Annotated in this window: 23 protein-coding genes; 11 read left to right on the forward strand and 12 right to left on the reverse strand. The window is 50.8% G+C overall.

Annotation, left to right across the window (positions count from 1 at the left end):
• Nucleotides 1-885 carry a 4-hydroxy-tetrahydrodipicolinate synthase gene (gene dapA, locus ACMHXE_RS03205; protein ID WP_165565059.1) on the reverse strand — a complete coding sequence of 295 codons (885 nt, stop codon included), beginning with the start codon at nucleotides 883-885 and terminating at the stop codon, nucleotides 1-3.
• Between the two features lie 174 nt (nucleotides 886-1,059).
• Between dapA and ACMHXE_RS03210 the strand changes: the two genes are divergently transcribed.
• Together ACMHXE_RS03210 and bcp are read left to right on the forward strand one after the other, a co-directional pair.
• On the forward strand, nucleotides 1,060-1,608 hold the full coding sequence (locus tag ACMHXE_RS03210; protein ID WP_101056328.1) for a glycine cleavage system protein R: 549 nt from the start codon (nucleotides 1,060-1,062) through the stop codon (nucleotides 1,606-1,608).
• 40 nt (nucleotides 1,609-1,648) lie between these two features.
• A complete protein-coding gene (gene bcp, locus ACMHXE_RS03215) occupies nucleotides 1,649-2,116 on the forward strand; it encodes a thioredoxin-dependent thiol peroxidase (protein ID WP_101056327.1) in 468 nt (155 codons plus the stop codon).
• A 130-nt stretch (nucleotides 2,117-2,246) separates the two neighbouring features.
• Here bcp and ACMHXE_RS03220 read toward each other — a convergent pair whose 3' ends face one another.
• A complete protein-coding gene (locus tag ACMHXE_RS03220; protein ID WP_101056326.1) occupies nucleotides 2,247-2,873 on the reverse strand; it encodes a LysE/ArgO family amino acid transporter in 627 nt (208 codons plus the stop codon).
• Nucleotides 2,874-3,029: 156 nt separating this feature from the next.
• On the opposite strand from ACMHXE_RS03220, the gene ACMHXE_RS03225 reads away from it, so the two are divergent.
• Nucleotides 3,030-3,923 (forward strand): LysR family transcriptional regulator ArgP, encoded by an 894-nt coding sequence (locus tag ACMHXE_RS03225; RefSeq protein ID WP_101056325.1) that lies wholly within the window; start codon nucleotides 3,030-3,032, stop codon nucleotides 3,921-3,923.
• A gap of 86 nt (nucleotides 3,924-4,009) precedes the next feature.
• On the opposite strand, the gene ACMHXE_RS03230 is transcribed toward ACMHXE_RS03225, so the two are convergent.
• Nucleotides 4,010-5,104, reverse strand: a complete 1,095-nt coding sequence (locus ACMHXE_RS03230; protein WP_101056324.1) for an AI-2E family transporter — start codon at nucleotides 5,102-5,104, stop codon at nucleotides 4,010-4,012.
• 61 nt (nucleotides 5,105-5,165) lie between these two features.
• Nucleotides 5,166-5,429 (reverse strand): sulfurtransferase TusA family protein, encoded by a 264-nt coding sequence (locus ACMHXE_RS03235; RefSeq protein ID WP_308427927.1) that lies wholly within the window; start codon nucleotides 5,427-5,429, stop codon nucleotides 5,166-5,168.
• 84 nt (nucleotides 5,430-5,513) lie between these two features.
• Between ACMHXE_RS03235 and ACMHXE_RS03240 the strand changes: the two genes are divergently transcribed.
• The 3 genes from ACMHXE_RS03240 (at nucleotide 5,514) to ACMHXE_RS03250 (ending at nucleotide 7,834) form a co-directional block, all read left to right on the forward strand.
• The gene (locus ACMHXE_RS03240; RefSeq protein WP_101056323.1) at nucleotides 5,514-6,983 is read left to right on the forward strand and encodes a M48 family metalloprotease; all 1,470 of its coding nucleotides are present in this window, start codon (nucleotides 5,514-5,516) and stop codon (nucleotides 6,981-6,983) included.
• A 122-nt stretch (nucleotides 6,984-7,105) separates the two neighbouring features.
• The gene (arsC, locus tag ACMHXE_RS03245; protein ID WP_101056322.1) at nucleotides 7,106-7,456 is read left to right on the forward strand and encodes an arsenate reductase (glutaredoxin); all 351 of its coding nucleotides are present in this window, start codon (nucleotides 7,106-7,108) and stop codon (nucleotides 7,454-7,456) included.
• Nucleotides 7,457-7,834 carry a DUF2069 domain-containing protein gene (locus ACMHXE_RS03250; protein ID WP_101056321.1) on the forward strand — a complete coding sequence of 126 codons (378 nt, stop codon included), beginning with the start codon at nucleotides 7,457-7,459 and terminating at the stop codon, nucleotides 7,832-7,834.
• Nucleotides 7,835-8,125: 291 nt separating this feature from the next.
• On the opposite strand, the gene ACMHXE_RS03255 is transcribed toward ACMHXE_RS03250, so the two are convergent.
• From ACMHXE_RS03255 to ACMHXE_RS03275, 5 genes are all read right to left on the reverse strand, one after another.
• The gene (locus ACMHXE_RS03255) at nucleotides 8,126-8,950 is read right to left on the reverse strand and encodes a DUF4198 domain-containing protein (protein WP_412523045.1); all 825 of its coding nucleotides are present in this window, start codon (nucleotides 8,948-8,950) and stop codon (nucleotides 8,126-8,128) included.
• 3 nt (nucleotides 8,951-8,953) lie between these two features.
• Entirely contained in the window at nucleotides 8,954-9,487 is a 534-nt protein-coding gene (locus ACMHXE_RS03260; protein ID WP_413731373.1) for a DUF2271 domain-containing protein, read from the reverse strand.
• A gap of 67 nt (nucleotides 9,488-9,554) precedes the next feature.
• Entirely contained in the window at nucleotides 9,555-10,088 is a 534-nt protein-coding gene (locus ACMHXE_RS03265; RefSeq protein ID WP_373296827.1) for a PepSY-associated TM helix domain-containing protein, read from the reverse strand.
• A gap of 165 nt (nucleotides 10,089-10,253) precedes the next feature.
• Nucleotides 10,254-12,122, reverse strand: a complete 1,869-nt coding sequence (locus ACMHXE_RS03270) for a VRR-NUC domain-containing protein (protein WP_412496119.1) — start codon at nucleotides 12,120-12,122, stop codon at nucleotides 10,254-10,256.
• The gene (locus tag ACMHXE_RS03275; protein WP_412496120.1) at nucleotides 12,122-13,501 is read right to left on the reverse strand and encodes an EAL domain-containing protein; all 1,380 of its coding nucleotides are present in this window, start codon (nucleotides 13,499-13,501) and stop codon (nucleotides 12,122-12,124) included. Before ACMHXE_RS03275 ends, ACMHXE_RS03270 begins: the two co-directional genes overlap by 1 nt.
• Nucleotides 13,502-13,892: 391 nt before the next feature.
• On the opposite strand from ACMHXE_RS03275, the gene ACMHXE_RS03280 reads away from it, so the two are divergent.
• The 3 genes from ACMHXE_RS03280 to ACMHXE_RS03290 are packed head-to-tail and all read left to right on the forward strand — an operon-like array spanning nucleotide 13,893 to nucleotide 14,789.
• Nucleotides 13,893-14,366: a mechanosensitive ion channel family protein gene (locus ACMHXE_RS03280; RefSeq protein ID WP_093982769.1), complete on the forward strand. Its 474-nt coding sequence runs from the start codon at nucleotides 13,893-13,895 to the stop codon at nucleotides 14,364-14,366.
• Entirely contained in the window at nucleotides 14,363-14,518 is a 156-nt protein-coding gene (locus tag ACMHXE_RS03285) for a hypothetical protein (protein ID WP_412496121.1), read from the forward strand. The genes ACMHXE_RS03280 and ACMHXE_RS03285 overlap by 4 nt, the downstream gene beginning before the upstream one ends.
• Entirely contained in the window at nucleotides 14,508-14,789 is a 282-nt protein-coding gene (locus ACMHXE_RS03290; protein WP_412496124.1) for a hypothetical protein, read from the forward strand. The genes ACMHXE_RS03285 and ACMHXE_RS03290 overlap by 11 nt, the downstream gene beginning before the upstream one ends.
• Here the strand turns inward: ACMHXE_RS03290 and ACMHXE_RS03295 are convergent.
• Entirely contained in the window at nucleotides 14,786-15,064 is a 279-nt protein-coding gene (locus ACMHXE_RS03295) for a peptidylprolyl isomerase (protein WP_025010268.1), read from the reverse strand. The genes ACMHXE_RS03290 and ACMHXE_RS03295 overlap by 4 nt on opposite strands.
• Before the next feature lie 326 nt (nucleotides 15,065-15,390).
• Here ACMHXE_RS03295 and ACMHXE_RS03300 point away from each other — a divergent pair, with 326 nt between their 5' ends.
• The gene (locus tag ACMHXE_RS03300) at nucleotides 15,391-17,340 is read left to right on the forward strand and encodes a hypothetical protein (RefSeq protein ID WP_226563950.1); all 1,950 of its coding nucleotides are present in this window, start codon (nucleotides 15,391-15,393) and stop codon (nucleotides 17,338-17,340) included.
• Between the two features lie 79 nt (nucleotides 17,341-17,419).
• Here the strand turns inward: ACMHXE_RS03300 and hda are convergent, their stop codons facing one another.
• On the reverse strand, nucleotides 17,420-18,130 hold the full coding sequence (hda, locus tag ACMHXE_RS03305; protein ID WP_039032924.1) for a DnaA inactivator Hda: 711 nt from the start codon (nucleotides 18,128-18,130) through the stop codon (nucleotides 17,420-17,422).
• A 77-nt stretch (nucleotides 18,131-18,207) separates the two neighbouring features.
• Complete coding sequence (locus ACMHXE_RS03310) at nucleotides 18,208-19,353, reverse strand: DUF2066 domain-containing protein (RefSeq protein ID WP_101056314.1); 1,146 nt, start codon at nucleotides 19,351-19,353, stop codon at nucleotides 18,208-18,210.
• A 211-nt stretch (nucleotides 19,354-19,564) separates the two neighbouring features.
• Between ACMHXE_RS03310 and ACMHXE_RS03315 the strand changes: the two genes are divergently transcribed.
• Nucleotides 19,565-20,818 carry a uracil-xanthine permease family protein gene (locus ACMHXE_RS03315; RefSeq protein WP_101056313.1) on the forward strand — a complete coding sequence of 418 codons (1,254 nt, stop codon included), beginning with the start codon at nucleotides 19,565-19,567 and terminating at the stop codon, nucleotides 20,816-20,818.
• The last annotated feature ends 93 nt before the right edge of the window (nucleotides 20,819-20,911 follow it).

Consider the following 20,911-nt stretch of genomic DNA (forward strand, 5'->3'; position numbering starts at 1 on the left):
TTATTCAACCTCTATCCCGGCTTTTTGCATTGCGTTAAGCAACAGACCATGAAACTCTTCAGAAAGTTCAGTCAGAGGCAAACGAATTGTGCCTTCGCTGATGAGTCCCATACGGTGAACTGCCCACTTAACCGGTATTGGGTTAGCCTCACAAAAGAGTGCGCTGTACAAGCCGCTCAGGGATTCATCAACGGCTTTTGCCTCTACGGCTCGTCCTTGCAATGCCGCGTCACACATGGCCTTGAAGGCTTTAGGGACGATATTATTGGCAACCGATATCACCCCATTGCCGCCAAGGGTCAAAAATTCACGCGCTGTGGCGTCATCGCCACTGAACAGTAGAAAATCATCACCGCAAAGCTCACGCAGTTGTTTCACCCGGGAGAGGTCGCCTGTGGCTTCCTTAACCCCAATGATATTAGGCACATCACAAAGCTGGGCAACGGTTTCCGGCTTCATGTCAACCGAAGTACGACCGGGAACGTTATACAGAATTTGGGGAACATCCGTGCTGGCTGCAACCGCCTTATAATGGGCAACCAAGCCTTTGGGCGTCGGCTTGTTATAGTAAGGAGTAACCCCCAACATGGCGGCCACGTCGAGTTTCGACAATCCCCGGGTCAGTTCTATGGCTTCGGCGGTGGCATTAGCGCCATTCCCCCCGATAACGGGAATACGACCTGCGGCAAAAGAAAGGGTTTGCGACACCACTTCAAGGTGTTCGTGAATGGGCAGAGTGGCTGATTCGCCTGTGGTACCAACTGCAACTATGGCATCAGTCCCCTGTTCGATATGAAATTCCACCAAACGTTCGAGACTTGCAAAATCCACTGAGCCATCGCCTTGCATGGGCGTAATTAAGGCTACGATGCTTCCGTTTATCATCTTATGTCCCCAAGATTTCAGGATTCGCTATGGTACTGGTGCAGCCAGCCAATGACAAGCACTGTCAGGGCTAACAAATCGAATAAGTTGTGGTAGCATGGTTGACTGCACAAAAAACTCAGCTCAAAGGGGCTGAGTTTTCGCTCTATGATACCGGAAATATGAGGAAAATTCATGACCAACTACCTGGTCGTTACCGCTATGGGGGCCGACCGTCCCGGCCTGGTCAGCAAACTGGCAAGATTGGCCAGTGATTGCGACTGTGACATAGTCGACAGCCGCATGGCGCTGTTCGGCAACGAGTTTACTCTGATTATGATGTTGTCCGGCTCCTGGGCATCCATTACCAAGATAGAAACCAGCCTTCCCAGTCTCAGTGTCGAGCTTGAGCTGATGACAGTGATGAAGCGCACTTCCAAGCACACGCCGCAAAATTATATCTCGCGTATTGAAGTAACTTTCAATGGCCAAGATCAACGCGGCACAATGAAGCGTATATCCCAGTTTCTGGCTGACAGGTCTTTGGATCTCGGTGCGGTGCGCTCCTACTCGGAAGAGCTGCCGGACGGCAACCAGACCCAGCACGTTTTCCTGGCCATCAATATCCCGGAAAAAGTCGAATTGGATAAGCTGGAAACCAGCATCCAAGCCTTGGCCGAAGAGATGTCCCTGACCTGCAACATCAAACGTATGCAAGGAATTGCGGTTCCCAAGGCCGATTGAATCCCACTTGTCCCAGATAAAGATCAAAAGGATTGAACGCATGAACACCTTAAAAGCAGGCGATAAAGCGCCACTCTTCACCCTTAAAAACCAAAACGATGAAAATGTTTCACTGCAAGATTGCCTGAAAAAAGGCCGGGTACTGGTGTACTTCTACCCCAAGGCGATGACACCAGGCTGCACAGTGCAAGCCTGTGGCCTGAGAGACAGCAAGGCGGAACTGGACGAACTTAATGTGACCGTGCTTGGAATAAGCATTGATCCCGTGGCGAGACTGGGTAAGTTTATCGATAAGCATGAGCTTAACTTCACCCTGCTCAGCGATGAAGACCACGCAGTAGCCGATGCCTTCGGTGTCTGGGGCGAGAAAAAGTTTATGGGCAAAGTTTATGATGGTCTTCACCGCCTGAGTTTTCTGATTGACCAAGATGGCACCATCAGCCACAGGTTCGACAAGTTCAAGACCAAAGATCACCATCAGGTGGTGCTGGACTATCTCAAGGGATAAATCCCGCGGCTGGTTTGCTAACTTCTATTGCTGGCATTCATTACAATAGCTAAGCTTCTATAGCCCAAGCCAGAGACACTAAAAAGCCCGCGATGCGGGCTTTGGTTTTTCTGCAAAATAGCTAATTCCCTCAGAAACCCCTTCCCTGAAAATAGGGCCACAGGATAGCCAGAGCGATTGACCACATGGTCAACCAGATAAACCTGTCCAGATAACGCCAGGCCGCGGGACGGCTAAACACGGGAGCCAACAGGCGCGCACCAAAGCTCAAACTAAAGAACCAGATAAAGGAAGCCAGTACGGCCCCGGCACCAAACCAGCCCCTGACCTCGGTATCAAACTTTGTGCTTATGCTGCCCAGTAAAACTACGGTATCCAGATACAGATGTGGGTTCAAAAAGCTGATCGCCAAGGTGGTGATCATCGCCTTGCGAAACGAATCCGCCGCTTCGGTATCCCCTGTCTGCAACCCCTGACTCTTGAACGAGGAACGCAGCGCATTAAAGCCGTACCACAACAAAAAGGCGGCGCCGCCAAAGCTCGCCAGATGTTTAATGGCCGGCACGGCCAAGATCAACTGACCAAGCCCGGCGACCCCTGCAGTAATCATCAGGGCGTCTATCAAAGAACAGGTCAAGGCGATAGGAAACGGATAGGCACGTTTGATGCCCTGCTTCAATACAAAGGCGTTCTGAGCTCCCACGGCAATGATCAAACTGGCACCTATCCCCATGCCCTGAATGAAAGCGGTTTGCATAATCTCTCCAACAGCAGGTCGTCGCAATAATCGGCGACCAATAAAGGTTTTCAATGGCGGCAGTTTACTCCCGGCAAGAAAATTAATATAACTAATGTTTTTTATTGGTCATTAGCAAAACTTATAACCGAGCAAGAATTAACCCAAGGAGTCGTTATGCTGGACTACAGTCATCTCAAGGCACTGTCGGTGGTGGTAGCCGAAGGCGGCTTTGAGCGGGCAGCCAAACGGTTGCATGTGACCCAATCGGCGGTATCACAACGGATAAAGCAGCTGGAAGAAAGAGTGGGACAGGCGCTGCTCATCAGAAGTAACCCTGTAGTGCCGACACCAACAGGCAAGCGGCTTTTACGCCACTATGCTCAGGTCGAATTGTTAGAGACTGAGCTTAGAGCCGAAATGGATGCCGACGATCCGGCCATGCCCACTGTGGTGAGAATCGCGGTGAATGCGGACAGTCTGGCAACCTGGTTTTTGCCGGCTATCAGTTCTATGTTCGCCCGCCGCGGTTGGCTGTTGGAGCTGATAGTGGATGACGAGTCTTACACTCATCACCTGTTGAAAAACGGTGAAGCGGTTGGCTGCGTGACCACTTTGGGACAAGCGATGAACGGCTGCTCCAGCGAGTTTCTCGGGGTAATGGAGTATGCCTGTGTGGCCACGCCTGAGTTTGCCGAACGCTTTTTCGACGGCCTGCCGAATAATGATTCACTGGCCTCGGCACCGGCAGTGGTATTCTCCACCCGCGACAAGCTGCATGAAAAGTACTTGAAGCGCTACTTCGAGATGCTGCCGGGACAATGGTGGCAACACACAGTGCCGTCATCGGAAGGCTTTCTGGAAGCTATTTTGCAGGGGTTGGGTTATGGACTGGTGGGCCATCTGCAAGCCCGGCCGTTGCTGGCATCCGGGCGCCTGATAGAGCTGACACCCATGATGCGGATGCGGGTACCACTCTATTGGCAGCACTGGAACCTCAAGGCTAAGCAGACCACGTTGGTATTCAGGGCATTGGCGGCGAGTGCCAGAAATCACCTGTTACCGGAATAAATACCGGCTTATAAACAGAAACAGGCATTGCTTAAAACACAGGCGACCATAGGCCGCCTGTGTCGGTTAACTTGAAATTTACCGCCCTATTCGGCTTGCGCCTCTAAGGCTGCGTTTTTGGCCGTATCAGCTTCGGCATTGGGCCAGGCGTTCAGTACAGCCTTGACCAGAGAGGCCAGCGGGATCGCAAAGAAAACCCCCCAAACGCCCCAAAGACCGCCGAAAACCAACACAGCGGCTATGATGATCACCGGGTGCAAGTCCACCGCATCGGAGAAGAGTAAAGGCACCAGCAGGTTGCCATCCAGCGCCTGAATGATGCCGTAACCCAGCATCAAATAACCGAACTCGGGGCTGACACCCCACTGGAAGAAGGCAACCAGGGCAATCGGTAAGGTCACCAAGGTGGCACCAACGTATGGGATCAGCACTGAAAGTCCGGTCAACACCCCAAGCAACGCTGCATAACGCAGATCCATCAAGGCGAAGAACACGTAGCTCACGACCCCGACTATTACAATTTCAATCACCTTGCCACGAATGTAATTGAAGATCTGCTGATTCATCTCGAACCAAACCTTACGGGCCAGCTCACGATTGCTGGGGAAAAAACGCTTACTGCCGCGGATCAGTTCATCTTTATCCTTGAGGAAGAAGAACACCAGCAAAGGCACCAGGATGGCGTAAACCATCAATACCAGCAAGGATGCCGAATAGCCAAGGAGCTGAGTGGCAATATCCAAGAGATGCTGGGTATCGAGCAATTTTTTGAGTTCGGACACCATGGTATCTAGCTGATCTGTTGAGATAAACTGCGGATATTGTTGCGCCTGCTCCTGCAAAAGGATTATTCCTTTGTCGAGCATATTGGGCAGGTCGCTAAGCAGTGCAGCCCCTTGGCGCCAGATGCTGGGGATCAAGCCGAATGACAACAAGATCATCAAGCCGATAAAGAGGATCAGCACCAAAGAGGCTGCTGCAGTGCGGCTTACCCCTATCCTCGCCATCTGTGCCACCGGCCATTCCAGCAAAAAGGCCAATACCAGAGCGACCAGCAGCGGCATCAACAAACCACCGGCAAAGTAAATGGTCAAGGCGATGCCAAGCAGAATAAACAATAGTGTCAGAGCCTGAGGATCACTGAAGCGGGCCTGGTACCAACGACTCAAATAGCTAAACATCCGGGATTCCTGTGCTGATGATGGCTACGCCATCTTGATTATCGCTTCGTCAAGAAGCTGTCTAGTTAGATTCTGCGCTTCTACCCTGTTGGGTAACTGAGACATGTAAACGCAAAACGGCCGACTCATCGGACGCTATCCGACAATCATAACCCTGTTTTTTGGCGAAACGGGGAACATCCTGCCGCGATCCTGGGTCTGAAAGCAAGAGACACAGAGTTTCACCGGGCAGCAAACGTTTCATCGCCATCTTGGCCTTGACCAGGGCTTCGGGACATCGACTCTGAGTTAAATCAATTAAAACCATGATGAGCTTGCTAAACATAAACCTCGGCTATTATCCTAAGTTGCAACTGAAACCACAAGCCAGGCAGTTATGCATTAGTGGCATACAGGAAATTTAATCAGCTTGAGTACTTTGACTTTTTCCAAGTTCCGACAATCCATTCTGGCCGGTGCCACTACCCTTTTACTTGCCACCGCCAGCCATAGTTTCGCCAATAACGACCTGCCGGATCTCGGTACCGCCGCCGTCAACACCTTCAGTCTCGAAAAAGAGATGGTCTATGGTGACGCCTATATGCGGGTCATTCGTTCCCAGGCGCCTGTGTTATCCGATCCTGTTTTGAGCCAATATGCCACAGAACTGGGTAACAAATTGGTGGCGCATGCCACCGGAGTCAAGACACCCTTCTACTTTTTCCTGCTGCGAAACGATGAAATCAACGCCTTTGCCTTTTTCGGCGGCCATGTGGCAATCCATACAGGCCTATTTCTCAACGCCGACAATGAAAGTGAATTGGCCTCGGTACTGGCGCACGAAATTACTCACGTAACCCAGAGGCACCTGGCGCGCTCACTCGAAGCCCAGGAGAAAGCCAGTCCGGCCACCATTGCCGGGCTGCTCGGCGCAATATTGCTGACCATAGCGGCGCCTCAGGCCGGGATGGCGGCACTGGCCACCACTCAGGCGCTGTCGACCCAGTCCAAAATAAACTATACCCGCTTGCATGAAAAAGAAGCCGACAGGATAGGCATGCAAATTCTGGTGGAATCAGGTTTTGATCCCAACGCCTCGGCCAACTTCTTCGGCAAACTGGCGGCCCGTTACCGTTTTACCTCCAAGCCGCCGCAAATGCTGCTGACTCACCCCCTGCCCGAGTCGCGGATCACCGATGCCCGTAACCGCGCGGCTCAGTATCCACACAGATATGTGGCAGACAACCTTAACTTCCACCTGGCCAAGGCCAGGATCCAGGTGCGCTTTTCCAGCTACAGCGACGATGCGGCTCTGTCACTTTTTGAAACCCAATTAGCCAAGCATAACTATGCTTTTAAAGATGCGGCCCTCTATGGTAAGGCATTGGCATTGTTTCGCCTCAAGGACTTCAAACAATCCGAGCAACTCATAGATCAATTGCTGGAAAAAGATCAGGACAACCTCTTCTATCTCGATACCAAAACCGACCTGCTGGTGGAGCGTAAAGATTATCAGGGCGCGATAAAGATGTTGGAAGCCCAGCGACGGCTCAAACCTACCTCCCAAGTGATCAACGCCAACCTGGCCAGCGTTTATCTCGAAAGTAAACAGCCAGAGCGGGCAATCCCGATCCTCGAGGACATGGCGTTTCTGGATAAGCAAAATCCCTTGCCCTATCAATTACTCACCGAAGCTTACAAACAAACCGGTAATAAGACGCTGGAACACTTTTCCAATGCGGAATCCATGGCTCTGCGGGCCAATTATAAGGGGGCTATCGATCAGCTCAACTTTGCCTACAAGGCCGCCGATGGTCAGCCATTGCAGATTGCCAGAATCGAGGCCAAGATACGCCAATTCCGAATCGCTGACAGGGCGCTGGACGAATTGAAGAAATAGTTTGCTTAAACTTTGATTATGCTGGTTTTCATTGGCCCATTCGCCGGGCCACTTTCCCCTGACGTCAGCGCAGATTTTTGCTATCATCGTCGCACTTTTCAGCCAAGGTAAAGAGAAAACCCATGACCCAGGTCACTATTTTCCATAATCCACGCTGCTCCAAGAGCCGTGAAACACTGGCACTACTGGAGTCCAAAGGCGTCGAAATCCAGATTGTCGAGTATCTGAAACAAGTACCCGATGCTGCCACAATCAGTGAGCTGTTGGCCAAACTGGGCATCAGTGCCCGTGAACTGATGCGCACCAAAGAAGAAGAATACAAGGCTCAGGGGTTGAATAATCCTGAGCTGACAGAAGCCCAGTTGATTGCCGCCATGGTAGCTACTCCCAAGTTGATAGAACGACCAATCGTGCTTGCCAAGGGTAAAGCCGCCATTGGCCGTCCACCGGAAAACGTGTTGGCGATCCTGTAAATGAGCAGTCATGCGCTATTACAAGTCTCACGCACGGGCTATCTGTTACTGACGGCCTTGTTGGCCTATGCCTTTATCGATAAGGGGCTCAACGGCGAATACTCACTGCTGTTTACCAGTCTTTGGCTGGTGCCCTTGCTGCTGCCGCTAGCGGGGATCCTCAAAGGCAACCCCTATACCTTTGCTTGGGCCAGCTTCATTCTCTGTCTCTATTTTTTGCACGGCTTGACCTTGCTCTATATAGCCCAGGGCAATGAATGGTGGTTTGCGCTGATTGAGAGTCTATTGATCGCATGCTTACTGATCAGCATGCCCTTCTACGCCCGCAAGCGCGGCCGCGAGTTGGGGCTTGGACTCAAGAAACGCACCAAGGACTGAAAGACTTCCCCCTGAAACAGTGACATCCAGGGGGATTTTTAATCCCTTGACATGGTTCAAAGAAAATCTCGCTATTCTCTACCCCAAAAGCTCAGAAAGAGTGCTGGAGACTACTGATATTATTGATAATAAAACAGGAAAGCTTTCCAAGATAATTAAAGGTTCAGATCACAAGATACAGTGCCTCCAAAAATCAATGCGGCTGAAAGCCGCAGCAATACAAGTGTGACAGGCACTCATAAGGTGATAAGCCTTGAAAGTGCCAGCTTAGAGCAATTTATTTACCAAAGGTTATTGCAGACCGGCCTCGAAAGTGAGGAAAATTTCACTGACTGTCTTATCCGCAAGACGAGTGTCGGCGTTAGGTTGCTCGAATGATGCATGCAACATATAGCGGCCGGCGCTGGGCAGTTCAAAACTCACTTTGCCTTCTTTGTCTGAGGTCAGCGTCAATTCCTGTTTCTGGTTACGATAAAGCGTGCCTTCCTTCACAATCGCAACTTCCACACCGGCAATCACTTTACCCTGGAAATAGAATTGCAGCTCAGTGGGTTCCTGCTCGACTATGTCAGCCGGATGGGTCAAGGGTTTGAGTTCCAGGTATTCCCCTTTCACTTCAAAAGCCTTGTCACTTGGCTTGTTGAGGGTGACATAGGACTCGACCCGAGAGAAATACAGCGCCCCTTCGAGATCGTACGCTCCTTTGGGCATCATCGCCTTGATGGTTTGCTTGTCGGTACGGCTACGGACGCTGTCTTGCTGGCCCTTGAGCTTATAGCGCGACATATATCTTGGCTGGGTCTCTTTCTCGAATCTGTAGGTGCCGTCTTCGGTCAGGCGATAGTCAAACACAGACTTACGGCTGCCGCGGTAGCTTGAGGATGGCCGCTCCTTGGTGCCGGACGGCGTGATGATTTGCACATCTTCAGAGCCAAAAGGTTTATCAAACAGGAAGACTTCATTACTGGCGCTGACATCTGAAGTGATCCACACACCTTTACCGGGATCGGCAGAGACATTGAACTGGCTGGGCAGTATAAATCTGTCATGGGCCTGCGCCGTTTGTGCCAACAGACAGGCCCCCAGGGCCAACAAGAGTTTGCTTGTTTTCATCATCTTTTACTCCACTAGGTATTGAAGGCTAATCGTGCCGGTTTCTATGGTGGGCGCTATTTCAGCTTTGAAGGGCTTGCCGTCGAGCTGAAATTTGTGTCGTACCAAATCCCGGCCGCCGTGCTCACGTACCACTTCCACCAGCAAGGTATATTTACCGTTGGCAACCTTAGCCCCTTGGTCATCTTTGAGGTCCCAGCTGATTGGATACTTGCCCGCAGGCCTTGTTGCCGATGCAATGGCATCGACAAAGTTCATGTCATCCCGCCCGGCCTTGCGCCACCAGCGACGAATGTCTTTCAGCCACTTGTATCCCTCGCCTTCCTGCATGACCCAAAGGCTCAAGGTTCGCACGCTCTGCCCTTTGGCATCTTCCACCCACACGGCTGTGTAAGGCCTGTGGTATTGGCCCGTGGTGATTTCCGGCAGTGTCAGATTAATCTCCAGCGAATCGGCATTGGCCTGCGCCAGAGTTAAGCTACTACTCAGTAATACCGCCAGAGACAGAGACAATCTGGTTTTCAAAGGTTTGCCATTCATACATTCTCCATTCACAACACACCAAAGGTGGGTACGAGTTCATGCTTTGCTATTTGTTACTTTGAACTCAAGGAACAAACAACAGATAAATAAGGGCACAGGCACTGCTGACACCGGCCATGGCCAGTAAGGATTTTTTCAATCTACGGCTCTGAGGCAACAGCAGGAAAGCGCCGGTCAGGGAAAACAGGATGATAAGAATTGAGCTGAGATCCAGTAGCCAAACCCACAAGGTGCCGCTGTTACGGCCCTTATGCAGATCATTGAGTACTGCGATAAGACCATAATCTATCTGCTCGATATAGGCTTTCCCGTCCAGCAGATCCAGGGTAATACTCTGATAGCGCCCAGGCCCCTTGTGCACCAGCGCCACTTCATCTTCACTGAACTCGGCGCTGTGACCATCCACTCCCCAGTGGCTACTGAGCCAATGCGCTGTGGCTTCGCGCCAATCCGGATCTTCACTATTCACCGGCAACAAAAATCCCGGCAGGACTTCTTCCGATGCCAGGCTTTCTCCACCCTGGCGGATAAACCAATCAGGATGATTGAGAGTGATGCCGGTAAAGGCAAAGAACAGCATCAACAGCAGCAGTGCCATGGAAACATAGATATGAACGATGCGGGCGAAATGGAGCGATGATTTGCTGACTCTGAACTTCAATTAAGGTTTCCACATGGTACAGGCCGCCGGTGGGCAACCTGTTAATTGACTGTTATTGGCCAATATTAAATAACAATCATTCTTACCTTAATGCTATTTACCTTATTTACACTCGCCAGCCGTTACCCAGTCAACATAGCAAACCCTTGCCTCTCCCAAGTCACTGAGGAAGTTGAGCCAGTATATTTGATGATCGGCCAGTTTATCGCCCGGGCCTTTGACTTCAAGCCAGCTGATACGCCCTTCGGCGTCAAATAACACAAGATCCGGATGGCCACTGCGGTAATGCTTGAGATCGCCAAGCATACATTCAAATACCTGAGCGAGCCTCGCGCCGGAAAGTGCCGCCAGCGTTAGCTCCAGCGCCTGTTTCGGCAGGTTTTCCCAGTAAACCCAATCGTTTGCCAGTCCTTGCTTTTGCTGAAAATGGCGCCAAATAACAGCGCCGGGCTCCCGAGCGATTTCATCAAGACGCGCCGTGATGGCCTCTTGACGCCGACTGACAAACTCCTCGGTGAACATATCCCGTGGGCTGCGCTGAAATGGATTATCGAATACCGCCTTAACGGGGGCAAAAATAATGTCCCAAAAGGCGAGTCCAAAGAGGCCACAAAGCAAGGCATTCTCGAGAAAAAACGCCCGGTAACCGAGCGCTTCAAAGTGCGCAGCGACACGCATTTCAACTCGTTCACCATTGGGAGTGAGTTGTAGAGTTATCGCTGGCGGCGCACCCAGTCTACCCGGCACATTTTCATTCAGCGCTTGCAGCCTTAACATCAAAGATTCAAGCGCCAAGGAATCAGGCGCTTCACCATGGCCTGATGGTGGGGCAAACTTGTTGTCTTTGCCATTTGGCAATTTTTTAAGCAGGCGTTTGCCAATGCGCTCAATGATTTGCCACTGACTCTCATTACCGGCAAGGTCGCAAAGATGCAGCAGCGCATGAGTCAGAGCCTGCCACTGAGCCTGTTTTTCCAGGCAGCGGCACAGGCGTTCCCTTGCCTGCCAATGTTCGCACTGCGAATAAACACTGATGGCAAGAGTGGTTTGCCCTTGCCTTTCGGCCTCGCGGCCTATCAGCGTCAGTAGTTTTTGCCGGCGCCGCTCGAGTAAGGGGTTAGCCTCGGGCATCGCTGAAACGGCGTTAAGCTGCTCAAGCAGTAATGGAATATCCAGCGGCTGTTTGGCAAGAATCGCCTCTTCTATCTGCTGACTCATATGGCCAAATGCCAACGCGACGTTAAGCTGCTCTGAGCTGTCATAGGCGCGGTGGGCCTTGTCCAGCACAGTGACTTCAAAGCGCTGCAAGCCCAGATCGCTGAGCACAAACTGGCTCAGATCCTGATAACGGTTGCCAAAATAGAGCAGCAATAGGCCATCGAGAAGCCTCTGGCATTTAAGCTCAAGCCATTCTATGCCCAGCTCCGAGTTCAGTTCGCCAATCAATAACTGTGAGTCTTCGGGCCCGAGCGCCAGCATGGTACGTTTCAGCGTCTCCTTTGAGGCACCATTTATGTTTTTACCTAGATGCTGCGCAATATCGACCAGCCCCCCAAGACTATTCTCGCCCTCCGAGGCTCGACTCTGTTGCAGTTTGAGAAGCGCCCGGCGCAGCTCTGTGAGGGTGACGCCTTTGAGCCAGGTTTCAGTATTTGGCAATGATGAAGTGCTGATGAGCTCCGCTTGCTCAAGCCCCTTTATCGCAGGCTCCAGAGCCCCTATTTCCGGGTAGTTAAGCTTATCGGTGCGAAACCACTCGCCCTTGCGGGACAAGAGACGCACCAGCAACATCCGCGAAGGCTTGGAGCAGGCAAGGTATGCCGCGCGTAACCTGGCAAGCTCGCTTGGCAAAATATCCAGATAGCGGCGGCTACCCTCCAGCAAGAGTTCAAAATTGCTCAGGTAATAATCGCTTGCAAGTTCAAGAGTGGCCGGTTTCACTAAGGTTTTTGCCGCTAAGGTTTCTACCATTAAGGAGCTTCATCTGATTTCACGGTTGTCAGTTCCTCTACCGGCATGGGGCGGGCGAAATAATATCCCTGCAGCAGGAATATACCGCGCTCTTTGAGGTATTCCACCTGCTCCGCGGTCTCCACTCCTTCGACTATCATCTCAAGCCCTGACTCCATACCAAAGGCGATAATGGCATCCAGCACACCACGCTTGAGGTCATTGGTGCCTATGGTATCGATAAACATCTTATCTATCTTGATGCTGTCGATCCCCAAGGTTTGAATATACTTAAAACCGCCATATCCGGTGCCGAAGTCATCAATTTTAAAGCTGTACCCCCTCTCTGTCAGCCTGGCGATTTCCTGCCTGGCAGCGTCAATGTCGGCAATAGGCAAACGTTCGGTGATCTCAAATTTAAGTCTGTCCGGCTCCGGCCAATTATGCTGTTGCAGCACGCGACTGACATGAGCCTCCTCAAGATGTTTTGCCACCAGGTTGATACTGACCCAAGTACCGCTCTCCAGCTTCGGCAGTTGTTGCAGTACCTGCTGCAGCAAAGATTCGGTAATGGGAATGATCAGGCCACAGGCTTCGGCATGCTCGACAAAGGCGGCCGGGGGAATAAACTCCTTGCCCTTCTTCCAGCGCACCAGGACTTCATAACCGACAATTTTGCCCTGATTAATATCGACTATGGGTTGATAGAAAGGGATAAACTCCTGCCGGGCAATTCCCCTTTGGATCATACTCTTGAGCGAACTGTGGTAGCTCAGATAGAGCCAATAAGCCCCGGCGAGCAGCATTCCGAGTAACACGCTCAAGGGTAAACCATAAACAAAGATCTTTTCTCTGGCATAATCATCGAGTTTCTTTCCAAACCAGAGTTTTTGTTCCACTTGATGCCGCTTGTCCATCACACTGAGAAAATGCACATGAGATTCTTTGGGTACCGAGCGATTGCCGCGCTCAAATACCAGCCCTTCGGAACCTGGGGCATGATGTAGAAACTCTATGTAAAAACAATCGCGGCAGGGAAGATTGATAATTTCACGGATCCAACTGCTGTCCAAAATCCAGTAAGCGGTATTGCCATTGCTTCTGAAATAAATCAAGAGTTCCTGCTCGGTGTCGAACATGGCGCCTGTAGTGGTAAGGCCAAAGCCCCGCCCTATGAAGGCCTCATCGGGAAGATCCGGCAATAGTAAATCCGAGCCGAGCGAACTGCAGCCCATGCCGGTTTTGGTTTTTATCCCCATCACCCGAAAATAGCGATTGTAATTTTCCGGTGATCGCAATAGTTTGGCGTCTTGCGGGCCACAATCAAAATGAAACTCTGGTACTTGGTGGAGAATAATGTCATTGATAGAGTGCTGTCTCTGGCTAAGGTACTCTTCCATGAGCTTGAACTGATTTTTGACTATTATAGAGGTCACTGGCCTTAGTAATAACTCCGCTGATAGCAGCAAGAGAACAACAGGTAACAGCAACAGTAACAAAACCCGTTTGTTCTCGGATACGGCCTTCATGATTATCGTCCTCGCAAAATGTTATCCACTTATACCCAGCCAGAGTGCCAGATACAATAACGCAGGTAGCAAATACTCTATTCTGCAGTATAAAACCGTTTGCAGTCAGAACCAGGGGAATTGCTCGATAAAACGTCGAGCCTAGTTTTCGTAAGTGACTGAAACTTAAAGATTGACTCTTGCTTCTATCTCAACCTTTGGTTATTTGGGGCGGAAAACTGAAAATTTCAACGATTAAGATTTAATTATTCGGAGCAGAAGAATGAATGAAAATGTCATCCAGGCAATCCTGGTGTTTGCTGCATTTGTGGTGGTCAGCCTGGTTATCGACCGTTTCCTGAAACAAGTGGCCGCCCGCTTTGACTCGGCAGCCAGCGAATCGTTTCGCTTGATCTCCAACTCCCAGCGCGTGGTACTGATATTTATCGGTGCCGTCTTGGCCTTATCCAAGTTGGGCTTTGATGTTGGCGCCTTGGTTGCCGGGCTCGGGCTCACGGGTTTTGCTCTGGGTTTTGCTCTCAAAGATGCCATATCCAACCTGATTGCCGGCATTATGATAGTGCTTTATAAGCCGATAAAACTTGGCAATAAAATCGATATTACCGGCTCCAAGGGGACTGTGGTGGATCTCAATCTGCGTTATATCACGGTAAAGGATGAAGGCGTGACGCATCTGGTTCCCAACTCTTTGTTCCTCAACAATAAAGTTTCCATTATTGATGAGGATAAGCAATGACGGCGCAGCTTTGGGATAAGGTTGCCAACCAGGTCAATCTCAATCTGGAAATCGATGTGCAGCGCTTCTGCCACTTGGTGAAACCCGATGCCAGAATACTGGAGTTTGGATGCGGTGTTGAGCTGCGCCGTTTTGACCTGCATGCCATCTGAAATGGCACAAAAAGCCGCCATATTGGAGCTTAAACGCGTGCTTAAGCCGGGTGGTTTGTTCCACCTGACTGAGTTTTGCGCCCCCATGGCGAAATGTTTCACCTCAGGGCTGGGCACGCCTATGTGTTACCACACGCCCATGCAATTGCAGGAGCTGCTGGAAGACTTTGTCGACCTGAAAGATGAAGTCACAGCCTGTAGAACTTTGGCCGACGATACGGCTCAGAGCTATCGAGCCTTTGCCAGAAAACCGCCGCAGGCTTTAGCTTAATTACGATAAATAGTCTGGATCAGATGAAAACCGAACTGGGTTTTGACCGGACCATGTACTTCCAGCACCGGCTTTTTGAACACCACTTGATCGAAGGCCTTGACCATCTGCCCCGGACCAAACTCCCCGAGATCGCCACCGCGTTTTTTTGAGGGGCACTGAGAATATTGTTTCGCCAGCTTGCCAAAGTCTTCCCCTTTGGCGATCCGGGCCTTGAGTTTTTCCGCTTCTTCACGGGTTTTAACCAAAATGTGTCGGGCACAAGCTCGGGCCATGTTGTTGTTTCTCCTGAGTCATCTTCGTTCGCTAACCAATAACAGGCGATTTTACCATAATCTTGAATCCTCCCCCCCATTCGACATGAAACAAGCTGCGCAATTTTGACCTTATTTGCCTTGGGGCAAACTTTAACCAAACCTATGTCAGAGCTTCAAATAGGTTCTGCCACCACTCTCCTACTACATAGTTTGCAACAAAATTCCCATTCTCCCGGACTATTGGTGACCCTACTGGCCCGTGCTATAGTACCCAATAGTTACAACCATTTTTATATAAAACAACAACAAACAATAACAAGCAGTCAACCAAGTGGAGTCGTGCCATGAAGATACTGTCTTACCTCCCTTTAAGCTGTACCCTCTTACTCACCGCCTGTGGCGGTGGTGGCAACGATGATAGTGGTGACCTTATCCCTCCTGTCGTTACTCCACCTCCGGCCTTGTCGCGCTGTGAGCAACAAAGTGAATTCAACAATCAAACAACGGCATCGGGTCTGGTTTTTAAGTTGCAAAGCCACTACTTAGCCGGCCAGCAAAGTAGTGTTATTGCCACTCTGGGCACGCTTAACAGCCGAAATATGCTGTTCCAATGGCAGCAATTGTCAGGGCCCAGTGTCGATATAGCCATTAATGACAGCCCAGTGCTGGCGTTTGTGCCGCCAGAAAGCGGTGACTACCGCTTTCAGTTGAATGTCAGCGGCAATGATCTCAGCTTGCAAGAGACTGTCAGCCTGACAGTGGCAGTGGGAAATGGCCTTAACATTCGCCAGGATCATCAGGTGGTAGAGGGCAACAATGTCAGCGTACGACTGGATAGAGTCAATGGCGCTGCGGCAAACAACATCAACTGGTGTATTGCTGCCGGGCCTGAACTTAATCTGGACTTGTCCAACCTTGAACGTCCTTTATTTGTCGCCCCCGGGGTTAGCCAGGATACGGGGGTGATCTTGAGAGCCAGCGCCAATGTTAATGGCGAGATCTTAAGCGATGAAGTCAGCATACTGATAACGGATGAAGCGCAAATTACCTCAGAGTACTTTGATGCGCCAGTTGCTCGCACTCATGCCTACAGGCGTAACTCACCTTATGCCGATGTACTAAAACGCTGCACTTATTCCAATCAGTTAAGCGCTTGCCAGCTCAACACCTTACCTTTGATTGGACAAGGCGCCGGCGGTATCAGTGATAAAGAAGCGATAATGGACCGGGTACTGGTATCCCACGACTGGATGGGGCGTAATTTTGAAGCCTTTATCGAACAGATGGACACTCATGGTGACTTTGCCACTTTATTGCAATCTGTCACCGCCGTGGTGATAAGCTACGATATCCGTCCTTCCTTTTACTGGGTGGTTACCGGCGCCATTTACCTGGATCCGGAAGACCTTTGGCTGACGGCAACCGAGCGCGATAGTATCAATGAAGCGCCGGACTATCGTGCCGGTTTCGGTAATGAGCTGCAGTTCCTGATCCCCTGGCGTTATGTCAAAGACAACGATTATGCCTCTATCTACCGTGATCGCAGCCAGCGCAGCAACCGCCCTATCAGCGAGTTGACAACCGATCTCTCCTCGCTTCTATACCACGAGTTGGCCCATGCCAATGACTTTTTCCCGCGCAGTGTTCATTCAAGCCTTGAGGGGCCGACTTTGTTGGACGACTTTTACCGGCGCACGACGCAAAAAGCCTTGATATCGGATCAACTCAGCAACGCCTATCCGCTGAATAGCACAGAAATGAGTGCCCTGGCCAGCGTAAGCTTTATGGGTGAAACCGCCACAGCCACCCAAAAGGCATACTCGCCCGGGGATGTCAGCAGCTTCTTCTCTGCCGACAGAGCCAATGATTTTTACAACTACAGCACCTCTAGAGAAGACGCCGCCATGCTGTTTGAAGAAGCCATGATGAGCTATCGCCTTGGGGTACAGCGGGATGTGGCAGTCACAGATAAACCCGTAACCGTGACCGCAAACAGCATCATTGTTGACTGGGGCCAACGGGGACGTATCGGCGCCATTGAACTTAGAAACCGCACAAGCTTGGTGCTGAATGAGATGATGCCTGAGCTTAATAATCAGCTGCTGCTGGATAGTTTGCCGGCGCCGCTGCAGATGCAGCCAGGCCTGAGCTGGGCCGCCAACCTCGGCATATCAGCCACGCCAATGGCGCCGAAGAGCAATATCCAGCATCAGCAACAGAGTGAACAGACTCAAGTGCCGCTGCGTTTGAGTGGCGATCGTCACAGAACTCCTGTGGGGATAAACAGACCCTGACTGTTATTTTGGTTTGTCATTGTAAAAAAAGCGCTGCTCTAGGGCAGCGCTGCTTTTACTATCTTTAGCGAACTAAGGACTAAAGCCGTAGCATCTCTTTGATAAAGGGAATGGTCAACTTACGTTGATGAACCATAGAAGCCTTGTCCAGCCTGTCCAGCACATCGAACAAGGTTCGTAAGTCTCTGGCCAAACGATTCAGCAGAAAGCGGCCTACATCTTCTGGTAACTGCAGGCCACGCATTGCAGCTCGGCGCTGCAATGCCACCAACTTTTCTTCATCGGCCATGGGCTGGAGTTGATAATTGAGTCCCCACTGCATCCTTGAGACCAGATCCGGTAAGGCAAAACCGGCATCTATGGGCGCAGCACTGCCACTGACCACCAGAGCGCAATGTTTCTGTTCGGCTACCCGGTTATAAAGATCGAATATCGCCTCTTCCCATAAAGGATGACCGGCTATGGCATCGACATCATCGATACAAACCAGATCGAGTTGCTCCAACCCTTCGAGTAAAGCGGTGGAGATACTAGCATGAATACCCAGAGGAATGTAAAAACTGCTGCGTTCCAATTCATTAGCGTGGGCACAGGCGGCGTGCATCAAATGGGTTCTTCCCGATTTTACCGGTCCCCATAAATAAACAGCCCCCTGGCTGTGGCCTTCAGCACAGGCCCTCAGGGTCTGGATAAGTTCATCGTTTCCTGCCGCAGGATAGTAACTGTTAAAAGTCTCATCGTCCGGCAAGTGAACGGGCAGTGAAAGTTGCAAGGGTGAGTTTTGTGTCACTCAGGGTCGTTCCCAATCGCGGTCAATCAAAAAATGCGGGCGCCAAGTCTAGCATGACTGGCGCCGCGGTTAAAACCTCAACGGCTGTGCCACTGGTAAGGACCTAGGGGCTGGCTCACATTCTCGTTGAATTCTGTGTTCTCGGTTGCTTGAGGCAATGAGTTAAAACCATCGTAGCCCTGGCCGTCGGCGACATCTTGAAAACCGCTCTGTGCCGCAGATAAGCGAGGCTCCAAACGCAACAGGTTTTTCAAGTCATCTTCCGAGCCAAAGAGTTGCACCTTAAAAGTAGCGCTATCCCCCTGCAGAGTGCTAAGGCTTGCTTCACGCACCGCGCTGAGTTGATTGAGAAATGCCTCAATTTCCACCAACTGCTTCATCTGGCTGATGCCGGTAAAACGTACCTTGCTCAGTAAACCATCCCCCGAGTCGGCTATGGCGTAACGGGAAACAAAGTAATCGGACAGTGACAACATCATCTCGGCCACAGCCTCGTCTTTACTGGCAGCTTGTCCCTGACGATTGAGCAGAGGTTGGCCAAAGGACTGACTGATATCTGTCTTGGGATAAAGTACTAGCTGATAGTTGAATTCACTGCCATTTGCCTCAAGTGCGCCCATCGCAAAGAAGTCAGCCTGATAGCGAGCGGAGGCCGTAGCAACAGTATCGGCAAACAAACCGCGCACGTCATTGACATTGATACGCATCAAATCATCAAGATCCATCAAAGGAAACATCAGCGGCACACCACGTTCCATTGAGGCATCGGCAAACGCCTTGCGCTCTTCAGCGCTTGAGTCATCACTTAGGATAACCCTTTCATTGTTGATATCCGTACTAAGCCAAAACAGAGTTAAAGGGCGCTGTTTGCCCCATACAGGCAAGCCTGCGTTACGCAACATGTCGACTATCTTACGGTGATCGAAATTGGCTTTTAGCTTGAGCCCTTCATCGGTATCAAGATAACCAAATTGACTGACCAGGGCATTGGCATTGGCAAGTTTGGCTTGGATCTCAGGACTTTCGAGAGCGCTGCGTGAGCCGGAATTTTTTAAAATAACATCTTCCAATGCCTTCTTGAGCCCCTTGCTCTTCTCGGCACTGGATCTAGACCCAACGGCTACAGTAGCTTCATCCAGCTGTTTAACCTCTACAGCCTGAACCAAAGTTGTGGCGCAGAACAGGGAAAGAAAAACAACTGGCTTTACAAATGAATTCAGCATCTTTGCGACGGTAAAAAATGGTCGGAATGGCAAAAGTGTATCATATATGCCCCACTTGGCGAGCCGATGGAGATGAAAAACCTGCCTCTTGGTTCATCTCGGGTTCAGCTGCGGAAATTGTGAAAAATTTGATCTGAAACGGCAAATAGCCCCCCACACATTGTGGCCATCTGGTAATATTGGCCGGTTTAACCACAATACGGATAAAAAAATGAAATACCTTGCCCGTCCTCTGCAAGGCGCACAAATGTTGTTTGTCGCTTTCGGAGCCCTGGTGCTGATGCCGTTGCTCACCGGCCTCGATACCAGCGTAGCCCTGTTTACCGCCGGATTCGGCACCCTGTTATTCCAACTGATCACCAAACGTCAAATCCCTGTTTTCCTCGCGTCGTCTTTTGCTTTTATTCCACCTGTTATGTATGGCGTCCAAACTTGGGGCATCCCAGCCACCATGGGCGGATTGATGGCAGCCGGCTGTGTTTACCTAATATTGGCCTCTGTGGTAAAGCTGCGTGGTAGCGGCATTATAATGAGGCTTCTGCCCCCTGTAGTGGTGGGGCCGGTTATTATCATCATAGGTCTCGGCCTGGCACCAGTTGCGGTGAATATGGCGCTTGGTAAAAGCGGAGATGGCAGCCAAGTAATTGTTGCCCAAGATACCGCGCTGTTTGTTTCTTTGGCATCACTCCTGACTACCATAGCCGTGGCCATCTTTGCCAAGGGACTGCTGAGGCTGATGCCAATCCTGGCCGGCATTGTCGTCGGTTACAGCTTGAGTCTGTATTACGGCATAGTGGACTTCAATGTTGTACACGAAGCCGCCTGGCTGGCCATGCCTAACTTCGTCGCTCCCGAATTTAACTGGCACGCCATAGCCTTCATGATCCCGGTTGCCATCGCCCCTGCGGTGGAGCACATAGGGGATATTCTGGCTATCTCCAATGTTACCGGTAAAGATTACCTGAAAAAGCCCGGCTTACATCGCACTCTAGCAGGTGACGGTGTTGCCACTATAGCAGCTACCGCCTTTGGCGGCCCACCCAACACCACTTATTCTGAGGTCACTGGCGCAGTAACCCTGACGCGCAACTTCGATCCTAGAATTATGACCTGGACAGCCATTACTGCTATTTTGCTGGCCTTCGTCGGCAAGCTGGGTGCTCTGATGCAGACCATTCCGGTACCTGTAATGGGAGGTATCATGTGTCTGTTGTTCGGCTCTATCGCTGCAGTGGGCCTCAACTCACTAATCAAACACCAGGTGGATCTCAGTGAGCCTCGCAACCTTTCTATCGTTGGAGTGACACTGGTATTCGGTATCGGAGGTATGGCTTTCGGTATAGGTTCATTCAGCCTCACCGGCATCAGCCTTTGTGGTATCGTAGCCATATTGATGAACCTGTTGCTGCCAAACAGCAAGCCTCACACGAGCAAAACCGTTAACTCTGTAGCAGATGAAACCTAAACTGAGTACTTGCTGCGTTAAAACATATTAAGTAAAAAACCGATGCCATTGTCATCGGTTTTTTACTTCTAATCTGTCATTTCCCAATGGGGA

Source organism: Shewanella sp. BJSY2023SW007 (assembly GCF_047314525.1).
GTDB lineage: Bacteria > Pseudomonadota > Gammaproteobacteria > Enterobacterales > Shewanellaceae > Shewanella > Shewanella chilikensis.

Bases quoted from the DNA above. Each gene is read 5' to 3' on its own strand.
- dapA (WP_165565059.1), bottom strand. From the start codon at position 885: ATGATAAACGGAAGCATCGTAGCCTTAATTACGCCCATGCAAGGCGAT.
- ACMHXE_RS03210 (WP_101056328.1), top strand. From the start codon at position 1,060: ATGACCAACTACCTGGTCGTTACCGCTATGGGGGCCGACCGTCCCGGC.
- bcp (WP_101056327.1), top strand. From the start codon at position 1,649: ATGAACACCTTAAAAGCAGGCGATAAAGCGCCACTCTTCACCCTTAAA.
- ACMHXE_RS03220 (WP_101056326.1), bottom strand. From the start codon at position 2,873: ATGCAAACCGCTTTCATTCAGGGCATGGGGATAGGTGCCAGTTTGATC.
- ACMHXE_RS03225 (WP_101056325.1), top strand. From the start codon at position 3,030: ATGCTGGACTACAGTCATCTCAAGGCACTGTCGGTGGTGGTAGCCGAA.
- ACMHXE_RS03230 (WP_101056324.1), bottom strand. From the start codon at position 5,104: ATGTTTAGCTATTTGAGTCGTTGGTACCAGGCCCGCTTCAGTGATCCT.
- ACMHXE_RS03235 (WP_308427927.1), bottom strand. From the start codon at position 5,429: ATGTTTAGCAAGCTCATCATGGTTTTAATTGATTTAACTCAGAGTCGA.
- arsC (WP_101056322.1), top strand. From the start codon at position 7,106: ATGACCCAGGTCACTATTTTCCATAATCCACGCTGCTCCAAGAGCCGT.
- ACMHXE_RS03250 (WP_101056321.1), top strand. From the start codon at position 7,457: ATGAGCAGTCATGCGCTATTACAAGTCTCACGCACGGGCTATCTGTTA.
- ACMHXE_RS03255 (WP_412523045.1), bottom strand. From the start codon at position 8,950: ATGATGAAAACAAGCAAACTCTTGTTGGCCCTGGGGGCCTGTCTGTTG.
- ACMHXE_RS03260 (WP_413731373.1), bottom strand. From the start codon at position 9,487: ATGAATGGCAAACCTTTGAAAACCAGATTGTCTCTGTCTCTGGCGGTA.
- ACMHXE_RS03265 (WP_373296827.1), bottom strand. From the start codon at position 10,088: ATGGCACTGCTGCTGTTGATGCTGTTCTTTGCCTTTACCGGCATCACT.
- ACMHXE_RS03270 (WP_412496119.1), bottom strand. From the start codon at position 12,122: ATGGTAGAAACCTTAGCGGCAAAAACCTTAGTGAAACCGGCCACTCTT.
- ACMHXE_RS03275 (WP_412496120.1), bottom strand. From the start codon at position 13,501: ATGGAAGAGTACCTTAGCCAGAGACAGCACTCTATCAATGACATTATT.
- ACMHXE_RS03280 (WP_093982769.1), top strand. From the start codon at position 13,893: ATGAATGAAAATGTCATCCAGGCAATCCTGGTGTTTGCTGCATTTGTG.
- ACMHXE_RS03285 (WP_412496121.1), top strand. From the start codon at position 14,363: ATGACGGCGCAGCTTTGGGATAAGGTTGCCAACCAGGTCAATCTCAAT.
- ACMHXE_RS03290 (WP_412496124.1), top strand. From the start codon at position 14,508: ATGCCATCTGAAATGGCACAAAAAGCCGCCATATTGGAGCTTAAACGC.
- ACMHXE_RS03295 (WP_025010268.1), bottom strand. From the start codon at position 15,064: ATGGCCCGAGCTTGTGCCCGACACATTTTGGTTAAAACCCGTGAAGAA.
- ACMHXE_RS03300 (WP_226563950.1), top strand. From the start codon at position 15,391: ATGAAGATACTGTCTTACCTCCCTTTAAGCTGTACCCTCTTACTCACC.
- ACMHXE_RS03310 (WP_101056314.1), bottom strand. From the start codon at position 19,353: ATGCTGAATTCATTTGTAAAGCCAGTTGTTTTTCTTTCCCTGTTCTGC.
- ACMHXE_RS03315 (WP_101056313.1), top strand. From the start codon at position 19,565: ATGAAATACCTTGCCCGTCCTCTGCAAGGCGCACAAATGTTGTTTGTC.